This is a genomic window from Sporosarcina koreensis, assembly GCF_001531445.1.
Taxonomy (GTDB): Bacteria; Bacillota; Bacilli; order Bacillales_A; family Planococcaceae; genus Sporosarcina; species Sporosarcina koreensis_C.
This window is the reverse complement of the sequence record NZ_LQYA01000136.1, coordinates 20,452-44,959: the sequence shown is the minus strand read 5'-3', so window position 1 is coordinate 44,959 and position 24,508 is coordinate 20,452. Positions and strand designations below refer to the sequence as shown.

General features: G+C 47.2%; 23 protein-coding genes and 1 pseudogene. 8 read left to right on the top strand and 16 right to left on the bottom strand.

From position 1 onward, the window contains the following. Positions 1-9: 9 nt before the first annotated feature. From AWV70_RS14540 to AWV70_RS14510, 7 genes are all read right to left on the bottom strand, one after another. Entirely contained in the window at positions 10-1,713 is a 1,704-nt protein-coding gene (locus tag AWV70_RS14540) for a methyl-accepting chemotaxis protein (protein ID WP_060208621.1), read from the bottom strand. Positions 1,714-1,833: 120 nt separating this feature from the next. Further along, positions 1,834-3,387, bottom strand: a complete 1,554-nt coding sequence (locus AWV70_RS14535; protein WP_060208617.1) for a fatty acid--CoA ligase family protein — start codon at positions 3,385-3,387, stop codon at positions 1,834-1,836. A gap of 317 nt (positions 3,388-3,704) precedes the next feature. Next, entirely contained in the window at positions 3,705-5,627 is a 1,923-nt protein-coding gene (locus AWV70_RS14530; RefSeq protein ID WP_060208614.1) for an FtsX-like permease family protein, read from the bottom strand. A gap of 30 nt (positions 5,628-5,657) precedes the next feature. Next, on the bottom strand, positions 5,658-6,428 hold the full coding sequence (locus tag AWV70_RS14525; RefSeq protein WP_060208611.1) for an ABC transporter ATP-binding protein: 771 nt from the start codon (positions 6,426-6,428) through the stop codon (positions 5,658-5,660). After that, complete coding sequence (locus AWV70_RS14520; protein ID WP_060208608.1) at positions 6,382-7,431, bottom strand: sensor histidine kinase; 1,050 nt, start codon at positions 7,429-7,431, stop codon at positions 6,382-6,384. Before AWV70_RS14520 ends, AWV70_RS14525 begins: the two co-directional genes overlap by 47 nt. Then, positions 7,428-8,132 (bottom strand): response regulator transcription factor, encoded by a 705-nt coding sequence (locus tag AWV70_RS14515; RefSeq protein WP_060208605.1) that lies wholly within the window; start codon positions 8,130-8,132, stop codon positions 7,428-7,430. Before AWV70_RS14515 ends, AWV70_RS14520 begins: the two co-directional genes overlap by 4 nt. A 489-nt stretch (positions 8,133-8,621) precedes the next feature. Continuing rightward, positions 8,622-9,614 (bottom strand): lipoate--protein ligase, encoded by a 993-nt coding sequence (locus tag AWV70_RS14510; RefSeq protein WP_060208601.1) that lies wholly within the window; start codon positions 9,612-9,614, stop codon positions 8,622-8,624. 134 nt (positions 9,615-9,748) lie between these two features. Between AWV70_RS14510 and yhfH (AWV70_RS22995) the strand changes: the two genes are divergently transcribed. Both yhfH (AWV70_RS22995) and yhfH (AWV70_RS22990) read left to right on the top strand, forming a co-directional pair. After that, positions 9,749-9,823, top strand: a complete 75-nt coding sequence (yhfH, locus tag AWV70_RS22995) for a protein YhfH (RefSeq protein ID WP_082713644.1) — start codon at positions 9,749-9,751, stop codon at positions 9,821-9,823. A gap of 246 nt (positions 9,824-10,069) precedes the next feature. Continuing rightward, a complete protein-coding gene (gene yhfH / locus AWV70_RS22990) occupies positions 10,070-10,195 on the top strand; it encodes a protein YhfH (RefSeq protein WP_082713641.1) in 126 nt (41 codons plus the stop codon). A 39-nt stretch (positions 10,196-10,234) separates the two neighbouring features. On the opposite strand, the gene AWV70_RS14505 is transcribed toward yhfH (AWV70_RS22990), so the two are convergent. The 4 genes from AWV70_RS14505 to hemE form a co-directional block, all read right to left on the bottom strand. Then, entirely contained in the window at positions 10,235-11,092 is an 858-nt protein-coding gene (locus tag AWV70_RS14505; protein ID WP_060208598.1) for a glycerophosphodiester phosphodiesterase, read from the bottom strand. 157 nt (positions 11,093-11,249) lie between these two features. After that, a complete protein-coding gene (gene hemY, locus AWV70_RS14500) occupies positions 11,250-12,680 on the bottom strand; it encodes a protoporphyrinogen oxidase (RefSeq protein ID WP_060208595.1) in 1,431 nt (476 codons plus the stop codon). A 21-nt stretch (positions 12,681-12,701) separates the two neighbouring features. After that, positions 12,702-13,634, bottom strand: a complete 933-nt coding sequence (gene hemH / locus AWV70_RS14495) for a ferrochelatase (protein WP_060208592.1) — start codon at positions 13,632-13,634, stop codon at positions 12,702-12,704. 34 nt (positions 13,635-13,668) lie between these two features. After that, positions 13,669-14,706: a uroporphyrinogen decarboxylase gene (hemE, locus tag AWV70_RS14490; protein WP_060208589.1), complete on the bottom strand. Its 1,038-nt coding sequence runs from the start codon at positions 14,704-14,706 to the stop codon at positions 13,669-13,671. Between the two features lie 221 nt (positions 14,707-14,927). Here hemE and AWV70_RS14485 point away from each other — a divergent pair, with 221 nt between their 5' ends. The 3 genes from AWV70_RS14485 (at position 14,928) to AWV70_RS14475 (ending at position 17,486) form a co-directional block, all read left to right on the top strand. Continuing rightward, the gene (locus AWV70_RS14485; RefSeq protein ID WP_060208585.1) at positions 14,928-15,443 is read left to right on the top strand and encodes an antibiotic biosynthesis monooxygenase family protein; all 516 of its coding nucleotides are present in this window, start codon (positions 14,928-14,930) and stop codon (positions 15,441-15,443) included. Between the two features lie 80 nt (positions 15,444-15,523). Beyond that, positions 15,524-16,690, top strand: a complete 1,167-nt coding sequence (locus AWV70_RS14480; RefSeq protein WP_060208582.1) for a M20 family metallopeptidase — start codon at positions 15,524-15,526, stop codon at positions 16,688-16,690. 262 nt (positions 16,691-16,952) lie between these two features. Then, complete coding sequence (locus AWV70_RS14475; protein ID WP_060208579.1) at positions 16,953-17,486, top strand: competence protein ComK; 534 nt, start codon at positions 16,953-16,955, stop codon at positions 17,484-17,486. On the opposite strand, the gene AWV70_RS14470 is transcribed toward AWV70_RS14475, so the two are convergent. The 4 genes from AWV70_RS14470 to AWV70_RS14455 form a co-directional block, all read right to left on the bottom strand. Next, entirely contained in the window at positions 17,452-17,826 is a 375-nt protein-coding gene (locus tag AWV70_RS14470; protein ID WP_060208576.1) for a hypothetical protein, read from the bottom strand. The two genes, AWV70_RS14475 and AWV70_RS14470, sit on opposite strands and share 35 nt — an antisense overlap. 159 nt (positions 17,827-17,985) lie before the next feature. Further along, entirely contained in the window at positions 17,986-18,558 is a 573-nt protein-coding gene (locus AWV70_RS14465) for a nuclear transport factor 2 family protein (protein WP_060208572.1), read from the bottom strand. Positions 18,559-18,619: 61 nt separating this feature from the next. Continuing rightward, positions 18,620-19,294 carry a response regulator gene (locus AWV70_RS14460; protein WP_060208569.1) on the bottom strand — a complete coding sequence of 225 codons (675 nt, stop codon included), beginning with the start codon at positions 19,292-19,294 and terminating at the stop codon, positions 18,620-18,622. Between the two features lie 21 nt (positions 19,295-19,315). After that, positions 19,316-20,455: a sensor histidine kinase gene (locus AWV70_RS14455; RefSeq protein WP_060208644.1), complete on the bottom strand. Its 1,140-nt coding sequence runs from the start codon at positions 20,453-20,455 to the stop codon at positions 19,316-19,318. Between the two features lie 159 nt (positions 20,456-20,614). Here AWV70_RS14455 and AWV70_RS14450 point away from each other — a divergent pair, with 159 nt between their 5' ends. Together AWV70_RS14450 and AWV70_RS14445 are read left to right on the top strand one after the other, a co-directional pair. Then, a complete protein-coding gene (locus tag AWV70_RS14450) occupies positions 20,615-21,250 on the top strand; it encodes a YigZ family protein (protein WP_060208564.1) in 636 nt (211 codons plus the stop codon). Between the two features lie 159 nt (positions 21,251-21,409). Then, entirely contained in the window at positions 21,410-22,474 is a 1,065-nt protein-coding gene (locus AWV70_RS14445; protein ID WP_060208562.1) for an LCP family protein, read from the top strand. A gap of 488 nt (positions 22,475-22,962) precedes the next feature. Here the strand turns inward: AWV70_RS14445 and AWV70_RS14440 are convergent, their stop codons facing one another. Beyond that, positions 22,963-24,006 carry a glycosyltransferase family 4 protein gene (locus tag AWV70_RS14440; protein WP_060208559.1) on the bottom strand — a complete coding sequence of 348 codons (1,044 nt, stop codon included), beginning with the start codon at positions 24,004-24,006 and terminating at the stop codon, positions 22,963-22,965. A 242-nt stretch (positions 24,007-24,248) separates the two neighbouring features. Between AWV70_RS14440 and secA2 the strand changes: the two are divergent. Next, positions 24,249-24,508, top strand: a pseudogene (gene secA2 / locus AWV70_RS24650) (accessory Sec system translocase SecA2); the annotation flags it as partial.

Below are 24,508 nucleotides of genomic sequence, written 5' to 3'. Positions count from 1 at the left end.
GCTTTTCATTCATTTTAACTTGAATTTGGAGATGAGCTGCTGTAATGTGTCCGCCATCGTACTAAGGACTGTGGATGAGGCGGCGATTTCTTCCATCGTAGCGCTTTGTTCCTCGGACGCCGCGACGATGTCTTGGGCGTTTTCATCGGACTGTTTCGACAGGTCCGCCACTTCGTCGACAAGCTGTTTCACTTGTTGCGTACTAGCGTTGATGGATTCGCTGATCATAGAAATTTCGACGGCTTGCGTAGACACTTCGTTCACTCGTCGTGCAATTTCCTGGAAGCCTTCGCCGGTTTGCCGCACCATTTCAAGTCCTTCATCCACAAATAGTGTTGATGTTTCCATCACTTTGATAGCCCCACTTACTTCGAGCTGGATTTCTTCAATCAATTTTCGGATGTCAGACGCGGCATTTCCCGATTCGAGCGCCAGATTGCCTACCTCGGACGCAACGACCGCAAAGCCTTTCCCGTGTTCTCCCGCCCTTGCCGCTTCGATGGAGGCATTTAGCGCCAATAAGTTTGTTTGTCCTGCGATATTCGTAATGATCGAGACAATTTTACCGATTTCAGACGACTTTGCATGTAACGATTCTACAACCTCTGCCGTCCTCTGAGTTGACTGCTGAATGTCTTCCATTTTTCCGACAGTCGTTGTCATTCTTTCTGTACCAGCTTCAGTCAGCTCAGTCGCAGCGACTGCCATTTCGGAAACATGCTGGATGGACTCTACGGTTTGATTCAATCGAGCTGCTATGTCGTCTACAATCGAGCTGCTGGATTGTGCGCTTTCCAATTGGATAGCCGCACTCTCCGACACACCGATGACCGAGTTCGTGATCTGTTCAGAAGCACGGGCAGATTCATCTGCGCTAGCCGAGAATTGGCCAGATGTTGCGGCGAGTGTATGGACGTTTTCTCTCAATTCCGCTATCAACTCGTTCAAATTGGCGAGCATCGTGTTGAAATTATCGCCGAGCTGACCGATTTCATCCTTCGTCTTGATTACTATCGGATTGATTGACAAATCGCCCGTCGCCATTTGCTTGAAACTATTAGCAAGAGAGACGATCGGCCGTTGGATCGTCCGCATCAAATAGCTGCTGCCTAAAACAGCAAGCAGTACGGCTATGACCGTGCTTATTGACAACGAAATTAATACCGCTGAATAAAGCATAGCCCCCCTTTGCTCGATCGCTTCCAGTTCCTCATGGTGCAGCGCGCTTAGTTCATTCAATTTCTCATCAATGTCACTTACAGTAATAATCGCTTCGTATGACTGCTCCGTCGCCTGCTGGTCCTGTCCTTTGCCGCTTATCTCGATGATCTCATCAATATCCGCTGTAAAGGACTGCCAGTGTTCATTCACATCATTCAATAACTCTTGTTCCGCATTTGTCGACATCAAGTCTTCATATGAGACGATGACGTTGTTTACTGAATCTGTTTCGGCAATAATTTCTTTTTCATATTGCTTCTCATATTGACTGTCTTTCGAAAGGATATGCCTTTGTACTAGGCTAAGCACATTTTGAGTACTCTTTTCCAACGCGTTAATATTTTCAATTTTCGGGATAATTACATCGATCATCTTTGTTGTGTTTTTATTCAGCGTAAACGTACTAGTGATTCCTACAGCGCTCATTCCTAAAATGAGTGCAATCATGATTATAAAAATGGTTGATATTTTCTTCCCGACAGTCCAACGCATGGTGTTTGCCCCTTTAGTTGATATTTTGTTTTTTATCGGTAGCCGCCAGGAAATCTTTACACAAGTCGAGCGCTGTATTAAAAAAATTTTCCCCTATTGAGTAGGGGAAAATCCTGTAAGTTATTGCTTCACTTGATCTTTCAACGAACGCCGCAAAATTTTCCCCGTTGTGTTTTTCGGCAGTTCGTCCAGAAATTCGATCGTTTTTGGAACTTTATACTTCGCCAACCGATTCGCGCAGAACGCTTTCAGTTTTTCGGCGTCCGCTGCAGCTCCTTTTTTCAGGACGACGAAGGCTTGAACCTCTTCTCCGAAATCAAGGTCCGGCACGCCGATGACCGCTGCTTCGACGATGTCGTCATGTGTGAATAAAACCTCTTCGACTTCCCGTGGATAGACGTTGTAGCCGCCGACGATGATCATATCTTTCTTGCGATCGACAATATAGAAGTAACCGTTTTCATCCTGGCGGGCCAAATCTCCGGTGTACAGCCAACCGTCACGTATCGCAGCGGCGGTTTCTTCCGGCATTTTGTAATAGCCTTTCATGACGTTCGGCCCTTGGACGACGAGCTCGCCGACTTCGCCGACAGGCACTTCATCGCCGTATTGGTCGACGACTTTATTGACAACATTGACGATATTCGTGCCGATCGATCCGGGCACACGCTCGCGGTCCAACGGGTTGAAGCTCGTGACCGGGGACGCTTCGGACAGGCCGTATCCTTCCGAGATTTTCACATTGAATTTATTCTCGAAGTTGTGCAGCAATGCGACAGGCAAAGAGGATCCTCCGGAAATCGCGAGGCGAATTGTGCTGAAATCGGCCGGTTTACCTTCCGGGAATTGATAAAGAAAATTGTACATCGTCGGCACACCCGCGAATACAGTCCCCTGCTGTTCTTTGATAGTCTGGAAGACGTCCGCTGGGCTGAAGCGCGGCACGAGCAGGATTGTCGCACCTTTTAGCAATGGCGCGTTCACGACGACGGTTAGCGCGAACACATGGAAAACGGGCAACGTTGCAACAACGCGTTCATTTTCCGAGAACCCTAAATAGTCCGCGACATCACGCGCGTTCGAATATAGGTTTTTATGCGTCAGCATCGCGCCTTTCGGACGTCCGGTCGTTCCCGATGTATAGAGGATGACAGCGGTTTCATTTTCGTCAGCTTCAATCGGTTCGAGATCAGGCCGGCCCGTTGCGATCAGTTCGGAAAACAGCTTCACTTTCGCTTTTGCCTTATCCGGCAATGCCGCCACTTTCTCCCGAATATCAGCACTCATTTCACAGACGATATATTGCTCGATTGAAGGGAATAAGGACGCGGACTTCTCGACGAGCGGCAACAGCTGATCGAGCGCGATGACCGCTTTCGCATCACTATTATGTAAAATGTACGAGATTTCGTCAGGCGAATAAATCGGATTGATCGGAATCGCTGTCGCCCCGATCCGCATTGTCGCATAAAGCGAAATGAGAAAATGCGGTGTATTTCCTAACAACAATGCGATATGATCGCCCTTTTCGATTCCCAAGTCTTGCAAGACGGACGCAAACATGGACACGGACTGGTCGAACTCGGCGTAAGACGCATCTTTCCCCATGAAGTGATAGGCCGTTTTCCCAGGCTGCAGTTTCGACGTTTCATAAACTTGTGTTACCAAATTCATACTGAACATCCTCCCTTTTAATTGAATGAACCATCATTCATTAAACCCATCTATTATTATATAAGAAAAATTAAAAGTTCACAATACTTTTAGAAAATCTATAGAAGTCACAATTTGGAGGGAGTTCTTTTTTATTTCAGAAAAACAATTAAAAAATGCCTTCCCTGACAGTCAAGGGAAGGCTTCATAAGGCGGTTATGCGTTTCTTGGGAGGTTTATGCGCGTTTATCGTCAGTTATGGACTTGTAGACGGATATATGCGTGATTATCGCGACTTATGGACTTTTCAAGACAGTTATGCGTATTTCATGCCACGTCTACTCCGGTGACCGGATATGGGCTAGATAGCGCCAGCGGATCAGGTAGAAATAAATGACTTGCAGCGCTGTGAAGCCGACGAGTACCATGATCAGTTCGCGGACGATGGAGATTTCCGCGAGAGCGTCCCAAATGACTTGCAATGATAGGAACGCAAATGAACTATGGACGAGCGCGACGCCCCATGGGACAAAAAATTGAGGGATGAGCTGCCGGTTGACGATTTTCTTAAATTCCCTGTCGGTGATGCCCATCCGCCGGAGCACATCGAACTGCTTGCGGTCGCTGTCGAGCGATGTATAAAGGCGGAAGTAGATGAAACTTCCCGCGGCAAGCAGGAAAACGCCTGCAAGCAATAGCCCGATGAACAATAGCAATGTGAATGTCGTGCGTATGACGGAATAGTTCAGGCCAGGATTATCAAATGTGAAATGTAGTTTACTTCGTGTCCCTGTCAATATCGATTCCGTTACGGAATGCTCGATTGTCAGCCCGATATTTTTCGTTTTTTGCCAGTCTGGTATGTCGAAAGCATGATAGATGGACGACGGCTCGACAAGTAAAGCTAATTTCTCATAGTCGGCGTCGTTTAAAATGATCGCGTTCGTGCCGATTGCATGGGCAGGGAATAATTGATATGGATAGGCGCCATTAATCCGCACCTCAATACCGCTTTCTTCGAGAACCGTCCGGACGGATTGCCTGTTCAGCTGCTCGAAAGTGGAAGCGGTCGGCGGCAGGAACAGCGCCTCGCCTTCCAGCAATTCAAACGCCTGATTGCCGAATGATTTCGACAGCCTGTTGACGCTCGAGAGCTTGAGAATCATAACGTCATAGTCCGTCAAAGATGAGCGTTGTTTCAGAACAGGAAATCGAACATATGTATATTCGATTTCGTTCTTCCTCAGTTCATATCCAAGCCGATTGATATGATCCTGCTCCAATTCATTTCCAGGAAAGCTTTCGTACACAAGACCGAGCGGATTCATCTCCCGGTATTGAGAAGCGAATGAAGTGAGCGAAGCGAGGATGCCGACAGACATGAATGCAATCGTTGAAACGATCGTCACGATGAAAAACATCCGGGCATTCTCCTTCAGGCGGATAACGCCTTCTGAAACTGCGAGCAGGCGAAAATGTCGCCAATAGAATTCCTTCCGCACTTTGAACAGATGGAGGATGAACGGCAACGAATCTGTGAAAAAGAGGTACGTGCCAAGCGTCACGAGCGGCGGCAACAGGAAAATAAGACCAATGACGATGCTATTCGACGTGAAAGCGGCCATGCTATAGGACAGTCCTAGAAGCACGAGGCCAATCACTCCACGAATCTTTGAAAAACCATGCACCTCCATGCCACCGCCTTCTCCGCGGATCAATTCATCGAGCTTGCCTGTTCGGATAAAAACAGGAGCGACCCATGAAATGATGACGAAGAGGCTTAGGAATGCGCCAACCGTCAATGCGAACGGTTCCCATGAAAAATACAAGGGAAGCGCGGGCAGCAGGATGATCCTTTTTACGACCATAAAGAAGAATTTCGAAAACATATATCCTAAAAAGGTGCCAACACCAATCGAAGCTGCGCCGATGATAAATGTCTCGATGAAAATGAGCCGGTGCAGCTGCCGTTTCTCCATCCCTAAATGGAGCAGGATGCCGAACTCCTTCGTCCTTGCCTGCAAGAATGCCCGCATCGAATAAAACAGAAAGAACATCGTGAATATGTAAAGGATGATTTCTGCGATGCCCATGCCGAGCACTGCGATGTCCTGCAATGCACTGCCTTCAATTGACGGATGGAACAGTAGCATGGAAAAGAGGAAAAACACCATGACCGAAAAAACGCTCGCCATGAAAAAGGCAGCGTAGATTCGCCGGTTCCGCATGACATTCCGGAAAGCGAACTGGCGAAACGTCATGTGGCTCTCCTCCCTATTCGAATGTCCCTGTTACAGCATCCGCAAGTCATTGACATTCCCTCCAAGTAGACTGAGCACATTCAAAATCCGCTGGAAAAACGTCTGGCGCCGCTCGTCCTTGTAGATTTCATTGAAAAATTCGCCGTCTTTGATGAACAGCACGCGGTCGCAATAGCTCGCCGCAATCGGGTCATGCGTCACCATGATGATCGTCGTCCGCTCGGTTTGATTGACAAGGCTGAGCAATTCAAGGACTTCCTTCGCCGAATTCGAATCGAGATTCCCTGTCGGTTCATCGGCCAGAATGAGCTTCGGATTGTGGATCAATGCCCGTCCGACAGCGGTCCGTTGCGCCTGTCCACCTGACAGCTCGTCCGGGCGTCGGTTGAGGATTTCTTTCAGACTCAATTGACCCGCCAGCCGGTCGACCCGTTTTTGCATCTCCATGATCGGCAGCCCGTCCAATGTTAGCGGCAGCACGATATTTTCTTCCACCGTCAAACTTTTTAACAGATTGATGTCCTGGAAGACGAAGCCGAAATTATGCCGTCTGAATAGTGCCAGTTCATTTGAATTCAACGCTTCCGGCTCGATGCCGTCAATCATGACACGCCCGTACGTCGGCATGTCGATTGTCGAAATGATGTTCAACAACGTCGTCTTCCCGCTGCCTGAAGGCCCCATGATAGCGATGAATTCCCCCGCGTCCGCCTCGAAGTCAAGGCGATTCAGCGCGCGGTGCATCACTTTTCCTTCATAGATCTTCGTCACTTGCTCCAATTCCACGATCGAGGTCTTCATCCACTTCACCTATCTCTCCATTTGTAAACAGAATCTTGACAGAAGTCCCCTTCCCCACTTCCGATTCAATCGTCAATGGATGGCCGAGCTTCGAGCACACTTCGTCAGCGATATAAAGGCCCATTCCCGTCGATTCACCGGTCAACCTGCCGTTTTCACCCGTAAAAAACGCTTTCGTCACCCGTTTCAGATCGGACGCCGGAATGCCGACCCCTTCATCGCGGATTGTGAGCTCAAAGCCTTTTGCAGTCTGCTCTGCCGTCACATAAAGGCGCTTCCCTTTTTCAAATGTATATTTCACAGCATTTGTAATGAACTGCCCGATGACAATCTTCATCCACTTCGCATCGGTCGCGACAACGAGCGACTCGTCGATTGAAATGACCGGAAATACGCCATTCGTAATGAACAGCCGCTTATGGTCCGTGACAATCTGCTGAATAAGGTTCTTCAAGCCGACCTGTTCGATCTGCATGTCTTCCTTAAACGTCTCAAGCCGGGCATTGACGAGCACGACGTCAAGTCCGCGCTGGATTTTATCGACTTCCTCACGGATGCTACGCTTGTCCAACTCGCCATCTTCCTGCAGCAGCAAATTAATGACGGAAATCGGCGTCTTCATCTGATGCACCCATTGATTGACGAACTGGAGCTGCCGGTGCTGCGAAGCGTAAAGCGATTGCACTTCATTTTGATACAATCCGTACAAATTACGCATGAACTCCGTCGATTTGCGCTGTTCCGTCGTCTGCACATTACGGATGAGCGCATCCTCCATCTTCTTCGGCTTGCGCAGGATCGCTTTGTAATATGAACGCCTCATAATGAATTTCCCGATGAGGAAGCCTGCCGTCAGCAGCAAGCTCATAATGATCGAGTAGATCGCCGTATTGATCCCACGGAAACCGTCCAGCCAATATAGGACGAGGATGAACGTGACGAGCATCATTTCGAAAATGATCCAAGATAAATGCTCCCTGAGGAATAAAACAATTTGCTTCATGATTCCTCCGTTGCGACAAGAAAGCGGTAGCCTGATCCGCGGACCGTCTCGATGACCGATTGTACGCCGTAATCGGTCAGCTTTTTCCGCACGCGCGTCATATTCACATTCAGCGTGTTTTCATCGACAAATGACTGGTCGTCCCATAATTCTTCAAGCAGCGTCTCCCGTGATACGACTTTCGGCGACGCCTCCATCAACAGCTCAAGGATGACGCATTCCTTTTTCTGCAACGGAATCTGTTCATCGCGCAAATGCAGCTCCATCCGCTCGATGAACAGCTCGAGCGAACCAAGCTTCACCGTACGCTCCCCTTGGCTCGGCGCATATTCTCCGAACGCCCTTCTCAAATGGCTTCTGATCTTCGCAAGGACGATCTCGTAATGGAAAGGTTTCGTAATGAAATCGTCCCCACCGTTCTCAAGCGCAAACACTTGGTCCATATCGCCTGAACGAGCGGAGATGAAAATGATTGGGCATGTCGTCGTTTGGCGAAGCTGCCTGCACCAATAGTAACCGTCATACGAAGGCAGATTGATATCGAGGAGGATCAAATGCGGATCGAACGCAGCACACTCCGCCTCCACATTATCAAAATCCTCGACGATTGCAACGTCATATTGATATTTGCGCAGCGTATCCGCCAATAGCTGTGCAATTTTTTTATCATCTTCAACAATGAAAATACGGTGGTTCCCCATCGCAAATTCCCCCTTCTCTATTCCATACATTATATCGCAAAACTGGAGTGCACGCTCGGGGAGCGAAGAAGGTGGATGGGGAAATCGATTACCACCGACTTTCGATGTGTTACAACCGACTTCGGGGTTTATCACCGACTCTTGACTAGTTATCACCGACTTTGAAGACTTTATCACCGACTCGCCAATTTATCACCGCCCAGGGGGAATTTATCACCACTTGAGAGAAGTTTATCACCACTTAGGAAGACTTTATCACCACTCCAGCCATTACTTCCTTCAAAACCGAGTTAACCACACCCCCTGAAGCAATCGCGCATAAACTATAGCAAAAGCGGGGGGGGGAGCGGTTAGCTCCGACATGCATAAGACAGATATGCGAAAGGTCGCCCTAAGACGAGCAGCATCGCTGACTTATGACCTGAGGAGTTGCCACCCGGAGTCTAGACGTAGGCAAAAGAAAAAGCCGGCTCAGCACCGGTTTTCAACTTAATAGATTAAATTAATAAATTCTTCTTTCGTAATGCCTCCCAGTATCGTCGGAATATCGACCGCATCGAGCGCTTTCGTGATGGAATCGCGATCGTACTGAACACCTTTCAATCTTTCTTCGACGACTGCCACATCGCCGACACCGAAAAAGTCGCCATAAATATTAACGTCATCGATTTTTCCTTTCTCCACTTGCAGGCGCACGTCGATGCCGCCGACAGGGAAGCGATGGGAGTGTTGCATATTGAATTTCGGGGATTTGCCGTAGTTCCAGTCCCAGTTTCCGTAGCGTTCTGCGGATAAAGCTCGGATGTTGTCCCAGTCCTCATCGGTCAGCTCCCAATACTGGACATTCTCTTCGCCTTCGAAAATCGACTTCAGAATCTCCATGCGGAATTGCTCGATTGTCATCGGCCCTTCGATGAATTCTGAAATGTTCGCGACACGGCTGCGGATCGATTTGATCCCTTTCGATTCGATCTTGTCCTTCCGTACCTTCAATGCAGACACGACACGCTCGATTTCCGTATCGAACATCAATGTCCCGTGGGTGAACATGCGGCCTTGCGTCGCGAATTGTGCATTGCCTGAAACTTTGCGACCTTCGACGAGAATGTCATTGCGGCCTAGCAATTCCGCTGTAACGCCCATATCAGCCAATGCCTTGATGACCGGCTCGGTGAATTTTTTGAAGTTGCGGAATGACTCCCCGTCATCTTTCGTTATGAAGCTGTAGTTGAGGTTCCCTAAGTCATGGTACACTGCCCCTCCGCCTGAAAGCCTGCGGACGACGTGGATACCGTTCGCATCAACGTACTCGGTGTTGATCTCTTCGACCGTGTTCTGGTTCTTACCGATAATAATAGATGGTTCGTTGATATAGAACAGCAAAAACGAATCCTTATCGATATCCATGTTTTTCAATACATACTCTTCGATCGCAAGGTTGATTCTTGGATCTGTAATTCCTTTATTATCAACGAAATACAATAGTATCGCTCCCTATGTAAATGAATTCACATCTATTTTATCTGAAAAGAACAAATAAGTCTTGACTTTTGCTTCACTGTTATATTACAATCACACTATCAAATTTAGTTATAGAACAAGAGGAGGATGATGAAATGATCGAGAGTATCGTAGAGTTTTTCAGAAACCTGCCCGCCAAAGCCTGTGAAGTTTGTGGAAATGAAATCTAATAGATGCGTGAATGCTACAGTAATACAGTGAAACTTCAATCAGTGACGGTTTTCCACTGATTGTTAGTTGAAACAATCGGGCATTTACTGACTGTTGATTTCAAACTTGTTTGGAATCTTACAGACAGTTAATGCGGGATCAATGTGACGAGTGCAATATCGTCTAATTTTTTTACTTACTCTGTTATATAATAATAGCCCGTTTATTGATTTAGTATTAGTACAAAAGAACAGGAGGGAACGCCGATGCTAGAGAATGTCATTGAGTTTTTCAAGAACCTGCCTGCGAAAACCTGTGCCGAGTGTGGAAAAGAGATTGAGGAGCAGCACGAATGCTACAGCAATAAATGCGACGAATGCAACATCATCTAATAAAAATGAAACAGCTGGGATATTGCTTCCCAGCTGTTTTCATTCGTCTAAAATGTCGGGTTCATCCGTATGGATTCCATTGACACCCATCGCCTTCAACCGAAGGGCGGCTTCAGCGTCATTCACCGTATAGGCATATACCGCCAACCCTTCGTCATGCATCGTGTTGACGAAAGAGGGCGTCAACGCTTCATAACTGACATCGATGCCTGATGCGTATGTCAGGAGTTCTTTCAGCTTATCCGCCGACAATTCCGCTTCCTCCCCTTCGTCAAAAGAGATCAGCTGCATTAACGGGATCGCCGGTTCGAGTTTATGAACCTGTTTCAATGCTTTTTTATCGAATGAATGGATGACCGCCTTCGGATAGCTTTTGCCATCATCACCGATCATTCCATTCTCCTTCATGAGCTCGACCAATTTTTCCTCAATCCCTGGATACTGATCGGTATCTTTCAGCTCGATGACGTAGCAGATGTCCTCTTCCATCTCCTCAAAAACTTCCAGCAACGTCGGGATTTCATATGCTTCTTCTTCATCCCCGCCGCTAACGGCGACTTTCTCGCCTTTTTCTTCATTCGCGGTCAACTCTTTTAGTTCGGCCAATGTATAGTCTTTTATTTTCCCTACCGCTTCCGTCGTCCGTTTCACGTCATCGTCGTGCATGACGATCAGTTCCCCGTCTTTCGTCATATGGACGTCAAGCTCTACGTAATCCGCATTAAGGTCATCGGCAAGTTCAAAGGAGGGCATCGTGTTTTCCGGTTCATATGCTGAAGCTCCTCGATGCGCGATGATGAGAAAGCCTTCTTCCGGCATCGGATTATCCCACTCGTTGCCGATATTGCAGGCTGACAATAGGATCGCTGTACTTATGATTACCAAAAGCTTTTTCATACTCAATTCCTTTCAATGTAAAAAGCCCGCACTGAGGCGGACTTTTCGATTTTATTTCGCAAATAAAGTGAAACTTCAATCATTAGGGAGTTCCTTCATCCCCACTGATTTAGAACCAATCCCGCTCTTACTGGCTGTTGCCCCCAAAAGTGGGGTCTTACAGCCAGTTAGAGCGGGATAAATCAGCAATGACTTCTTCCACGGCCGCTTTGCCTTGATTGATGCAGTCCGGCAATCCGACGCCGTCATAAGAGGCGCCCGCCAATTTGACGTTCGGGAAGTCTTTTTTCAGTTCTGCGCGGGCAGCATCTACACGTTGGCGGTGCCCGACACGGTATTGTGGGCGGTCCTCTTTGAAACGTGTGATGACCGTGAAGTCCGGCTTGCCTTTGATCGTAATGATTTTCCCTAGGTCTTCGAGGACGATCCGCTCGATTTCATCATCAGGCAAATCGACGATCGCGTCTTCTCCGACCCTTCCGACGAATGCGCGCAGCAGGATTTTCCCTTGCGGCGTCGTCGTCGGCCACTTCCGATGCACCCAAGTGCAGGCAGTGATGGAGTAATCATTGCTCCTCGAAACGAGGAAACCTGTCCCTTCGGTATCCTGGATGACCGCTTCTTCAGGAAATGCGAGAGCGACCGTCGCAACGGATGTCGTCTGGATTTCCTTCAATCCTTGCAGCAATCCGTGTGGGGCGAATAATTGGCTTGCCGCCATATGACCGGTCGTAACGATGACCGAATCGGCCACAACCGTTTCCCCGGTATTCAGCTTGAGGACGGTTTGATTCCCCTGCTTGGAAATGCTTTCGATGCGGATTCCTTTCCTCACCGTTCCGGGTTCTAGTTGCTGTTCCGCCGCCTCGACGATCGATTCAAGCCCGTTCCGCAGTGAATGGAACGCCCCTTTTTTGGAAGCACCATGCCCGTCCTTCTGTGGCACTTGCTTCGGCGTCGTCTTCTTCATGCCGAGAATGAGGCTGCGGTGTTTCTTTTCGACTTCGTAAAATTGAGGATACGTCGATTGCAAGCTCATGTGGTCGATATCGCCCGCATACACTCCCGATAGCAACGGTTCGATTAAGTTTTCGACTATTTCCGATCCGAACCGGCGACGGAAGAAGTGGCCGAGTGACTGGTCCCCTTCAATTCCAGAACGCGGCAAGACGAAATCCCCTGCCGCCCTCAGTTTGCCCGCCAATGAAAACAGGTCCGATTTCAGAAACGGACCTACTTTCGTCGGGATGCCCATGACGGAGCCCCCCGGAATCGGCTGCAACCGGCCATTCATAAGAATATACGCCTGTCCCGTCGCATTGCGCACGAGGTCGCTCCCGATACCAAGATCGTTCGCGAATGTATCCATGCTTTTCTTTCGGATGAGGAAGCTGTCCGGCCCCCGTTCGATGACAAAGCCGTCACGGCGGACCGTCTGGATTTTCCCACCCAGCCGGTTCGTCGCTTCAATCAGCGTCACTTCAATCGGCAAGTTTTGTTCACGGGCCGCTTTTTGCATATAAAATGCCGCAGAAAGCCCAGTGATCCCTCCACCGACGATGACGACTCTTTTCTTTTGTTCACTCATGCCATCACTTCCTAGCTGCCATCAGGCTTCCTTCAATTGTTCAAATACCGCTTCCGCCATTGCGCTAATGAAAAGCGGGTCCGTATTCGGCATTGCGGGACGGTAATAGGATGCACCGATCTCATCGCAAACCACTTTACATTCATGGTCATTATCGTAAAGGACTTCCAAATGATCCGAAACGAAGCCAACCGGCGTATAAACGAATGTTGCATAGCCTTCCTTCTCATGCAAGTCTCGCGTCAAATCCTGGACGTCCGGTCCGAGCCATGGCTCACCCGTCTGCCCTTCACTTTGCCAGCCGACCGCGAAATTCTCCACTTCCGCCGCTTCCGCAATCAATTTCGCCGTCTCTACCAATTGCTCCGGATACGGATCTCCGAATTGCTTGATCTTTTCAGGCAACGAGTGCGCCGATACGACGAGGCATGCCTTTTCCCGTTCTGCATCGCTCATGCTAGCATATGTGCCCCGGATTTTATCAGACCAGTATTCGATGAATTTCGGCTGCTTGTACCAGCTTTCGACGGATGTCATAGAAATGCCGTGCTTCTCTGCTTCTTCCTTCGCCCGTTCATTGTAGGATTTCACGGAGAATGTAGAATAATGTGGTGCCAAGACGATCGACACTGCTTCTTTGATTCCGTCAGCTTGCATCTGTTCCACTGCTTCTTCAACGAAAGGCGTTATGTGCTTCAAACCAACATAGACGTTGAATTCAATTTCGTCCTGCATCGCATTCAGACGGTCGCCAAGCGCATTCGCCTGATTTTCCGTAATTTTCGCGAGCGGCGAAATGCCGCCGATCGCCTGATAGCGCGCCTTCAGATCTTCCAGTTGTTCCGGTGCTGGCGGACGACCGCGCCGGATATGCGTGTAGTACGGTTCGATATCCTCTTCCTTATACGGCGTTCCATACGCCATGACTAAAAGCCCCATTTTCCTTTTTGTCATCAGTTGCACCCCGTTTACAATTTATATGTGTGATTTATTTTCGAAGTTGCGCGCTATATTCGTGAACGAACTCTGTCAAACGTTTCAATGTTGCAGGCTGGACTTCAGGGAAGACACCGTGACCAAGGTTGAAAATATGGCTGCCGTGAACGACACCCTGTTCAACGATTGTTTTCGCACGCTCTTCGATGATGTTCCAATCTGCAAGAAGCAAGGATGGATCCAAGTTCCCCTGCAATGTCTTCGTCAATCCTCTTTCCCCGGCTTCCTTGATGGATAAACGCCAGTCCAAACCGACGACATCTACAGGAAGGTCATGCCATTCATTCGCCAAGTGGCTCGCTCCTACGCCGAACGTGATCAAAGGCACATTCAATTCGCGAAGCTCATTAAAGATGCGCGTCATGACAGGTTTGATGAAGATCCTGTAATCAGAAACGTTCAATGCGCCAACCCATGAATCGAACACTTGGATCGCCGCTGCGCCCGCTGCCACTTGGGCTTTGATCGACGTGATGATCGTATCGCCTAATTTATCCATAAGCGCAAACCATGCTTCAGGTTCCGATACCATAAAGGATTTTGTCAAATTATAGCTTTTTGAAGGACCGCCTTCAATCATATAGCTCGCCAATGTGAATGGCGCTCCGGCGAAGCCGATCAACGGCACATTCAATTGCTCCTTCAGGATTTTGATCGTATCGATGACGAACGGGATATGATCTTCCGGCGAAAGCTCACCAAGATTATGGACGTCCTGCACCGAACGGATCGGGTTCGAAATGACTGGGCCGACACCCGCTTTTATTTTCACGTCCACTCCGATTCCTGGAAGTGGTGTCACAATATCCTTATATAAAATCGCCGCATCGACATTGTATTGATCGACAGGCAGCTTTGTCACATAAGCGCAAAGCTCCGGCTGATGTGTAATCTCTTCTAGTGAATACTTCTCTTTGATCTTGCGGTACTCAGGCTGAGATCGGCCTGCTTGCCTCATGAACCAAACCGGCGTATGTTCGATTTTTTCTCCTCTTGCAGCGCGAAGCAGTGTATCGTTAAATGTTGTCATAAAATCGATTCCCACTTTCTTTATAATAATTATCGAAGTCTACATATTCGCTTTCAAATATAGACGTTTCCCTTTTGAATGTATAGTGCTTGAGCCCATTTGTCATTAAATTGTACCCATATTTCCTGCTCGCCGCCACCAATTCGACAATGTTTGTTTTAATTGTCCCGTTAAGGGAAAATATGAGTAGTACCTAATAAATTTTTAAGGAGGGCTTGGGAATGTATGTGTATTTGACTACCGGAACAAGGGATTTCATGGAGAAGCTTCAAGAGCGTCATGCGAATAAAGGAATGATTCTCATGCACGGCGGCGGCCAGTCGCTGCTATTGCATGAAACGGAGGGGAAGTCGGTCTTTCAGACGCCGAGACGATATGAAGTAGTCAGCTCTGCGGGCGGATTGCAGGAAGAGGGCTACTTCGTCTACAATAACATCCCCGTCACGGATGAAGGACGGCCGATCTTCGAACACCGTTTTTCCACGAACACCGGCCAGATTGAAAGCCAGCAAGGTTTCATCGCTTTCCGCCTGCTTCGCCCGCTCGACTCGGACACGTATATCGTCATTACCGAATGGCAGGACGCGTCCGACTATGACAGATGGAAACATTCACGAGATTTCAAGGAATCGCCCCAATCGCTCGACATGAAGGAATTCGCTGGTAATACGACACATATTTTTGCCAGCGCGTCTTATATCACGACGTATATTGCGAAAATCGACGACAAAGAATGATTGTTTGAGCACATTGCGGCTCCCGAAACGTATTGTTATAATTACGAATATAAATAATGCGTTTCGAGAGGGGTATTCGAATGAATGAGCAATTGTTCGAGAAATTGGACATAGCATACGAAGAAATGGTCGTTATCCGCAGACATCTGCATATGCATCCGGAATTATCTTTCCAAGAGGAAAAAACCGCACAATACATCCATGATTTTTACACAGATCTTGGCGTCGAAGTACGTACAGGCGTCGGCGGCAATGGCGTAGTGGCCCGTGTCAAAGGGGCCCGTCCCGGCAAGACGGTCGCTTTGCGCGCCGACTTTGACGCATTGCCAATCCAAGACGAAAAAGACGTCCCATACAAATCGACGGTGCCCGGCGTCATGCATGCTTGTGGACATGACGGCCATACAGCGGCTTTGCTGCAATTGGCGAAAGCGATCTATGAACTGCGGGAAGATCTTGCAGGTGAATATGTCTTCATCCACCAGCACGCAGAGGAATTTGCTCCAGGAGGGGCCATTTCAATGATCGAGGACGGTTGCCTGGACGGCGTCGATGTCATTTTTGGCACGCATCTTTGGTCGCTCATTCCTTATAAGACTATCGAATATTTAACAGGACCCGTCATGGCAGCTGCCGACCGGTTTGAAATTACGGTCCAAGGCGCTGGTGGCCATGGAGCGGCTCCGCATCAGACGAAGGACGCCATCGTCATCGGTGCACAGCTCGTCATGAACTTGCAGCAGCTCGTATCCCGTCGCGTGGATCCGATCGAATCAGCTGTCTTATCCGTCGGTTCATTCGTTGCTGATAACGCGTTCAATGTCATCGCCGATTCTGCTAAACTTGGAGGCACGGTACGCACATTCGATCCGGACGTTCGCGACATGATGGAGCGGGAAATGGCACGGGTCGTCGAAGGCACAGCACTTACCAATGATTGCGAAATCCGGTTTGACTATTTCCGCGGCTATCCTGCCGTCGTCAACCATAAGGAAGAAACCGAGTTTTTGAAAAGCATTGCCGAATCGGTTCCCGGCGTCGAGCACGTCGTGGAAAGCAAGCCTCAAATGGGCGGAGAGGATTTCGCGTATTATTTGGAAAAAGTGCCGGGAACATTCTTCTTCACAGGTGCCCAGCCGGCTGAAACGTATCCTCACCATCATCCGAAATTCGATTTCGAGGAACAGGCGATGCTTCTCGCCGCGAAAACACTCGGTGCTGCCGCACTGGATTATCAAGCTGAATAATACTTCATTTCCCCCGTTTTTGGACGGGGGATTTTTTATGCGTCGACCTTTTATCGAATAGTTCTAATTATTCATTTAAAATCCTTGTTTTTCTAATTCATTACCCTATAATACTAGTAAGGGATGGGATAAAGTGAAGCTTCACTCAGTGGACCACTGAGTTAGTTGAACCACTCAGGCATTTACTTGCAGTCGATCTCCTACCTATGTGGGAGTCTTACTGCAAGTCAATGCGGGAAAATCAGGATAGGGGGAAGGGGATTTGAATGAATTCGAACCAAGGTATCATCTATCGTTTGATACCCTCATGTTACAACCGAAGCTAGAAGGCAATAAGATTTTCACGAAGGTTATTGAGCGTAACAGGACATTGACGGTTTCAAAAAAACCGATACATATTGTGACCGGCTCCTGTGATTTCTATGGCTCCAGTTACACAACTGTCATGAGTACATCCAGGCGATTATTTGGGGATCATAAGCAGAAAGCACCTTTTCTGTTGGCGAACGCTTTTGGCATTCCATTCATCTTCATTCCGACGTTATCTCCTTTATCGGATCAAAATGTATGGATTTCCTACCATGCAATTGATTTTTACGAAACGGACGGACTTGGAACTTCCATCATGTTGGAGAATGGGCAAACATACAAATTGGATATTTCAATCCCAACGATGAATCGGCAGTATGCTTTGGCCAAATTGCTCGAAAGGGATTTCTTGAAAAGGCAAAGGAACTTCCATGCTTCTTTTCTGTTCCCGCCTAATGGCCCGCCAACTGATTACCCGACCTTGTGAAATACAGGTCCAACAATTCTTCCGTCCGATTGCGGAGCCGGACATTCAAATAGCGACGGTGGTCTTCATAGCCGCCATTGATGAAAATGTATTCCGTGAACATACTGTCTCTCGTTTTCCGGATCAATTTCATATTATTCCGCCGCAAATAGAATGTCGTTTCCTGCAGTTCGCTTTGGACTTGCTTCATCGTGTTATCGACAATTTTCAAGTAAGGGCCCTTCAATTTGAACGGGCCTTTTTCAAATAGTTCCCGGTCGCGTTGAAGGACGATCAGGACCATTGGCAAGTAGATCATATTTTCGAAATGAGGCAATGCCTTCGCCGGAATTAAAGGCATTACGGTTTCCTCCTTCCAAAAGGAACGTTTGTTCCCATTATACCTTTTTCATTTCCGGAAAGCAATATGGCCGCTGGAGGTAATTTTTGTTTTAAAATGAAAAAACTGTCCAACGGTCTGGACAGTTTCAGTCTGTGGATATTTGATTGTACATAAACATTATTGCTGGTCTTCCATATAATAAACGGAGTTCACTTTCCAATCCCCGCCCTCTTTCGTAAAGACAGTCACTTGCCTGCCATCACGGTTCGTCTCCAAACCTGTGGACTTCTGTTTCATTTTCGTTGCCAAGTTGGCGAATACTTGGGCTTCGCCTGTCTCTTCATCAAATTTCACGATTGTAATATCTTTGGCCTCGCGGGATAGTTCATATTGTTCAAATGCCTCTTCAATATACTCGCGCTCTTCATCCAAGTTGAAGCTTTTGGGCTTCTCGGAGAGCGTGCTCATATATTCGTCGATGTCCTGGTTGTTGAATGCATGGATATACGTGTCGAACGACTGGATGATCAACTCTTTCTCCTCCGCTGGCACATTTGCGGCTTCTTCGATCGTGTCGCCTGACATATTGAAGCCTACTTTCGTTTCGTCGACACCATGATCGATCGAACCGAATTCGCTTGGAGCTTCCCCATCATTCACTGAACCGGAGTTCGATGAGTCTTCCTTTTTTGAACATGCGCCAAGGACGAGCACGAATAGGACCATTGCGAAAACAAGTGTTTTTTTCATTACTTTTCCTCCTGTATGGTAAAAGGGACCTTCCTAATAGGAGGCCCCTTTTATTATAACATCACTTTACTTCGACCCAGCCGTTTTTGATTGCTGTGACGACCGCTTGTGTACGGTCGTTGACACCCATTTTCTGCAAAATGCTCGAAACATGGTTTTTAACTGTCTTCTCGGAAATGAAAAGCGTTTCCCCGATTGTCCGGTTACTTTGACCATCTGTCAACAGCTGCAGAACTTCGCATTCTCGCTTCGTCAATAAATGAAGCGGGCGGCGGATATCATTTTGTTGGAAAGATCCTTTATGTTCACGTTCGCTCAGACGGCGGAATTCGGACACAAGGTTATGCGTCACTTTCGGATGCAAGTAAGAACCGCCTGCAGCAACGACTTTGATTGCTTGTACAATCGCGTCTGCATCCATTTCTTTCAGCATATAACCAAGCGCTCCCGATTTCAACGCATGTGACACATATGATTCATCATCATGGATGGAAAGCATGATCACTTTCGCTTCCGGAAAATCATTTTTCAGAATTTCCGTCGCTTCCACTCCATTCATTCCAGGCATATTGATATCCATTAAGACGACGTCCGGCTCAAAGCGGCGGTATAGTTCTGCCACTTCACTGCCATCGTCCCCTTCACCCACCACTTCGAATGAGTCTTCAAAATCAAGGATTCTTTTAACTCCTTCACGGAATAACTGGTGGTCATCTACAATTAAAATTTTCGTCATGTTCATTTCCCTCCCAATACCCTATTCAATTATATTTTCATGTAACGGAATACGGAATAACACAGTAGTGCCATTGCCAATTGTCGACATGATCTTCATCTCGCCTTTTAGCAGTTCGACGCGCTCCCGCATCCCTATAATGCCAAATGATTTATCTTTAGTTTGACTCAGGTCGAACCCTTTGCCATTATCCTTCACGACAATATTCATTGTATCACGAAGCCATTCGACTTTCACCCAAACATCGCTTGAATTTCCATGTTTAAGTGCATTTGAGATACATTCTTGGACGAGGCGGAAAATCGCCACTTCAATGCTGGACTCGAACCTTTTCTCTGTTCCATTATTCATGAAATGAATGGTGGCGCCTTTTTCATATTCCATGACTGTTGAAGAATATTTTCGGAGCGTCGGGATCAAGCCAAGGTCATCCAATGCCATCGGACGGAGATCATAAATGATGCGTCTGACTTCAAGAAGGGCATTCCTGACCATTTCCTTCAATTGGTTCAGTTCAGATAGCGCAGCATTCGAGCCTCTCTCGGAAAATGTCTTTTCAATAAGCCCCGATCGAAGCAGCACATTGGCAAGCATCTGTGCAGGTCCATCATGGATATCCCGTGATAACCGTTTGCGTTCCTCTTCTTGCGCTTGAATGATTTGAATGGCGAATTCCTGTTTCTGTCGGGCAGTTTCCAGTACTTCCCCGACCTTTTTCAAATCGGATGTCAAATATGTAATGACCGTCGTCACTTGATTGACAAGTTGATCCGCTTTCTCAATCGTTTCCAAAAGGGCGACAATGCGACGGTCCAACTCGTCCCGCCGAACGCGTAATTGTTTCTCTTCCATTCGGTTGATCGATAGCCTGACGAGTAAATCGTTAGCGACTTCGTACGCTTGACGAACTTGCTCTTCAGAGTAGTTCATGAAGTTTTTGGAAACATCTGCCAAACGCCTTCGAGATTGGCGAGTCATATCCTCCAAAAAATCCCCTTCAGTGATTACCCGGGAAATATCTTCTTTTATGACAACCAGCTCGGTTTGCATCTCCTGGAAGGTTTGACGGCTTTGTTCGCTTATAGTGAAAATGTCATTTTTGGATTGATCCATCACATTAACCATGTTGTTGAATATCTTTTCCAAATTCTGGATATCCATCGTCTTTTCTGCCACCTCAACTCCTCCCTTCTGGAAAGCGAAAAATCTAAACGTAGGCAATGTTGCAGTATTCCTTAATTCCTTATACACTTTATTATTATATCATCATAAAACTAATTGCGTATTAAGATTGTATTACAAGTGACGGGAGTGCTGCAAATGCGAGCAGATTACAAAACAGTCAAATTGTCTGGTGAAAGTGAAATCGTCATCCAGAAATCCAGATTCCTCACATACGTCAAGCGCGTAGAGACCGAGGAAGAAGCGATTGACTTCATTCAAGACATCAAAAAGATGCATCATACTGCTACACATAACTGTTCCGCCTATATAATCGGTGAACATGATCAGATCCAAAAGGCAAATGACGATGGAGAACCTTCAGGTACGGCAGGCTTTCCCATGCTGGAAGTACTAAAAAAGCAAGGATTGAAAGATACTGCAGTTGTCGTCACGCGCTATTTTGGCGGCATCAAACTTGGAGGCGGCGGCCTTATCCGAGCATACGGCCGCGCAACTACCGAAGGAATTGCTGCAACAGGTATCGTCGAGCGCAAGCTTCATCGGCTCATGAAAGTGTCCATCGATTATACATGGCTCGGCAAAGTTGAGAATGAAGCGAGACAGTCGCCTTATCCACTCGAAGAGATCCTCTACGAAGAAGACGTCAGCTTGCTGCTATATGTTCCAATTGCGGAAACTGATACATTCATCGGTTGGATAACAGAATTGACGAACGGCCAGGCAGATATTTCAGAAGCCTCGACTTCGTTCCTTGAATTCGATTCGCAATAATAGTATACGACCAAGGAATTTAATAGTATAATGGTGAAAGTTGACGATTTATTGTGTATTCTGCGGATTCTAAACTTGTTTGTCGATTTTCCGTTTTGCATGGACTATTAAATTTGCTTGGGAAGATTCCTTAGCCGATGGTGGAGGCCTATACAAGCTATGAAAAGAAGAGATTTTAAAAAAATGAAAAAGAAGACATCTAAAGCACGGCTCGCTATAAAGGTCGGACTATTAGTTTCGCTGACTGCCTTGCTTGCAATTGCAGCTTACGGGCTCTCATTGAAACAACAAGCCGAGCAGGCAGTCGATAGAGCGTATGAAGCAGTTCCTGAAACAAAGAAATCCGAAATAAGAGCTGAAGCGAAAGTGGAGCCCACGAAGGATAATGTGTCCCTTCTATTAATAGGTGTGGACGATAGCGAGGCGCGAATGCAAGGGGACAGCCATAGCCGTTCCGATGCCCTTCTTGTCGCCACGTTCAATCCCGAAGAGAAATCCGTTAAACTATTAAGCATCCCGCGTGATTCCTACGTCTACATCCCGAAGGTCGGGTATAGTGACAAAATCACCCACGCCCATGCATTCGGCGGCACACATGCGGCAATCGAATCGGTCGAAGAAATGCTTGATATCCCGATCGATTATTATGTAAAAATGAACTTCAATGCCTTCATCGAAGTCGTTGATGCACTCGGCGGAATTGAAGTCGACGTTCCTTATAATAGACTTGAAAAAGACGAGAACGATAAAAACACGATTCAATTAGTCAAAGGCTTACAAGTTTTGGACGGCAGGCATGCACTTGCATTAGCGCGAACACGTAAGCTCGACAGTGACCTCGAGCGCGGAAAGCGGCAACAAATGATATTGCAGGCAATCATCAAAGAAATGGTATCGGTGAAATCCATCACGAAATATGGCGATGTCATCGAAGCTGTCGGCGATAATATGAAAACGGACATGACGTTCAAAGAAATGACTTCCTTCTGGGAGTATGCAAAAGGCGGCATGCCGCAAATCGATACAATCAATTTGCAAGGCTATGACGACTGGTCGACAGGCATCTATTATTATAAGTTGAAAGACAGTGATTTGGAGAATGTAAGCCAGTTGCTGAAAGCTCATCTTGGTTTGATTCCAGATTCGTCTTCGTTAACCGATAGCAATAATCCGAATGTCCTCGGTGGTGCGGACGAAACCGCCGAAGGCAGCGATGATTATTAAAGTGAATAGTTCAATGAAACTTCCCATCCCGGCTGAAATCATTTCAGCGGGATGTTTTTTATTGGAGAAGGGGAAACTCCAGCGAGTCAAAGGTCCCGAACGATATATACCGGGAAATGATTGATAACTATATAAGTTGAACTTATTATTTTACCTATTAACTTGGTTGATTGGAGTGCAGAGCGGCGACTCCAGCGGGAACAGCGCGAGCTGAAGACCCCGCAGGAAAAGCCGTCACGAAGAACGGCTTTTGCGACCAAAAGCGCAGCGTTGGGAGCACATCCGAGGAGGCTGAAGCCGTGCCCGCGGAAAGCGTCCGCTCGGAACGGAAATCAACGGTTAGAAGAAGTTATTTATTTCAACTTATAATAGTAGCAATTGATCTATAAACTGTAGGAAATGATCGATGACTTTCCAAGCGGGTATTTTTCAATCAAAAAAGGTGATATGCGAAACTTCGCATACCACCGTTGTTATAGTGCATTCATTTATTTTCCAATCATACGAACCAAGTTCAATAAAGGCCGGTAATTTGTTCCCGCGAGGCCGATGATTTCGACGAACAGCTCGATTGCAAGAAGCATGACGACAATCAGTACGATGGCGCCCCATACAGTCGCTTGCGAGAAAAGAACTGCTGCTACACCGAATAGGATAGCCAATCCATAGATGATCAGAACACTCTGCCGATGAGAGAACCCTGCACGCAACAGACAATGATGCAAGTGCGATTTATCCGGAGCTGAAATCGGCTGCTTCATCCGCACACGACGGATGATGGCGAAGAACGTATCCGAGATCGGAACACCAAGTATGATAATCGGAATGATAAGAGAAATCATCGTAACATTTTTATATCCTAATAACGCCAATACTGAGATCATATAGCCAAGGAATAAAGCTCCCGTATCCCCCATGAATATTTTCGCTGGGTGGAAATTATAGAACAGGAAACCAAGTGCGCTCGCAGCCAAAATGGCAGCTGTCGCTACAACAAACATTTCTCCCATGATCATCGCCATGACAGCGATAGAGATGAGGGCAATCGTGGAAACACCCGCTGCCAGCCCATCCAATCCGTCAATGAGATTAATAGCATTTGTAATGCCGACGATCCAAAGAATCGTGATCGGGATACTTAAGTAACCAAAGTCAAGCGGGCCGAAAAATGGCAAGTTAATAAATTCGATTTGTAAGCCGCCCCATGTGACGACGATGATCGCTGCAGCCAATTGGCCGAACATCTTCGCCTTGGCGGTGATTTCAAGCATATCATCGAGGAAGCCTGTAATAATGATGATGACGGCTCCAACTAGGATCCCGATTGCATGCTCGTCTGTTGGGCGCAACAATAAATATCCGATGACGAAAGCACCGAAGATCGCCATCCCCCCGATACGTGGCATGACGGATGCGTGCACCTTCCGATAATTCGGATGATCCACCGCCCCGATTCGGAACGCGAATTTTATGACGAGCGGAGTCAGTATGATGGAAGCTATGAATGCAGCAGCCATTGCAAGGAATAACATGTCCTTCCTCCCCGTAAAATAACAATAATTTAGTTAGCCACAAGTATTATAGCACGTCTGCCAATGGAAAGCACCCAAGTTCGTGAAACTGTCACGCAATACTACCTTACCCTTTTGTAAGATAGAGTATCCTTAACTTGCCGTGCGTACAATTTCTTAACAAGGTAGTCTTTTCGTTTATAGTTTGATAAAATAGAACCTGTATCCTTAATAGAAGGATGAGATAAAGGAGCGTCAATCATATGTTATCAATTTTCAAACGTTCAAATCAAACGAGCGAACGACAACTTCGCAAATACCGCAAAGTTGTCCAACACATAAATGACTTGGAATCAAAATACGAAACATTATCAGATGAAGAACTCGCCCATATGACGGAAGTATTCAAAGTGCAGATTCAGGAAGGGGAAACCGTTCAGGGAATCCTGCCTGACGCATTTGCCGTTGTCCGTGAAGCATCGAAACGGGTATTGGGCATGCGTCATTTTGACGTTCAGCTCAT

What these genes read in the sequence shown, in the direction of transcription:
- AWV70_RS14540 (WP_060208621.1), bottom strand. Translation starts at nt 1,713, where the DNA reads ATGCGTTGGACTGTCGGGAAGAAAATATCAACCATTTTTATAATCATG.
- AWV70_RS14535 (WP_060208617.1), bottom strand. Translation starts at nt 3,387, where the DNA reads ATGAATTTGGTAACACAAGTTTATGAAACGTCGAAACTGCAGCCTGGG.
- AWV70_RS14530 (WP_060208614.1), bottom strand. Translation starts at nt 5,627, where the DNA reads ATGACGTTTCGCCAGTTCGCTTTCCGGAATGTCATGCGGAACCGGCGA.
- AWV70_RS14525 (WP_060208611.1), bottom strand. Translation starts at nt 6,428, where the DNA reads ATGAAGACCTCGATCGTGGAATTGGAGCAAGTGACGAAGATCTATGAA.
- AWV70_RS14520 (WP_060208608.1), bottom strand. Translation starts at nt 7,431, where the DNA reads ATGAAGCAAATTGTTTTATTCCTCAGGGAGCATTTATCTTGGATCATT.
- AWV70_RS14515 (WP_060208605.1), bottom strand. Translation starts at nt 8,132, where the DNA reads ATGGGGAACCACCGTATTTTCATTGTTGAAGATGATAAAAAAATTGCA.
- yhfH (WP_082713641.1), top strand. Translation starts at nt 10,070, where the DNA reads ATGCTAGAGAATGTCATTGAGTTTTTCAAGAACCTGCCTGCGAAAACC.
- AWV70_RS14505 (WP_060208598.1), bottom strand. Translation starts at nt 11,092, where the DNA reads ATGAAAAAGCTTTTGGTAATCATAAGTACAGCGATCCTATTGTCAGCC.
- hemY (WP_060208595.1), bottom strand. Translation starts at nt 12,680, where the DNA reads ATGAGTGAACAAAAGAAAAGAGTCGTCATCGTCGGTGGAGGGATCACT.
- hemH (WP_060208592.1), bottom strand. Translation starts at nt 13,634, where the DNA reads ATGACAAAAAGGAAAATGGGGCTTTTAGTCATGGCGTATGGAACGCCG.
- hemE (WP_060208589.1), bottom strand. Translation starts at nt 14,706, where the DNA reads ATGACAACATTTAACGATACACTGCTTCGCGCTGCAAGAGGAGAAAAA.
- AWV70_RS14485 (WP_060208585.1), top strand. Translation starts at nt 14,928, where the DNA reads ATGTATGTGTATTTGACTACCGGAACAAGGGATTTCATGGAGAAGCTT.
- AWV70_RS14480 (WP_060208582.1), top strand. Translation starts at nt 15,524, where the DNA reads ATGAATGAGCAATTGTTCGAGAAATTGGACATAGCATACGAAGAAATG.
- AWV70_RS14470 (WP_060208576.1), bottom strand. Translation starts at nt 17,826, where the DNA reads ATGCCTTTAATTCCGGCGAAGGCATTGCCTCATTTCGAAAATATGATC.
- AWV70_RS14465 (WP_060208572.1), bottom strand. Translation starts at nt 18,558, where the DNA reads ATGAAAAAAACACTTGTTTTCGCAATGGTCCTATTCGTGCTCGTCCTT.
- AWV70_RS14460 (WP_060208569.1), bottom strand. Translation starts at nt 19,294, where the DNA reads ATGACGAAAATTTTAATTGTAGATGACCACCAGTTATTCCGTGAAGGA.
- AWV70_RS14455 (WP_060208644.1), bottom strand. Translation starts at nt 20,455, where the DNA reads ATGGATATCCAGAATTTGGAAAAGATATTCAACAACATGGTTAATGTG.
- AWV70_RS14450 (WP_060208564.1), top strand. Translation starts at nt 20,615, where the DNA reads ATGCGAGCAGATTACAAAACAGTCAAATTGTCTGGTGAAAGTGAAATC.
- AWV70_RS14445 (WP_060208562.1), top strand. Translation starts at nt 21,410, where the DNA reads ATGAAAAGAAGAGATTTTAAAAAAATGAAAAAGAAGACATCTAAAGCA.
- AWV70_RS14440 (WP_060208559.1), bottom strand. Translation starts at nt 24,006, where the DNA reads ATGTTATTCCTTGCAATGGCTGCTGCATTCATAGCTTCCATCATACTG.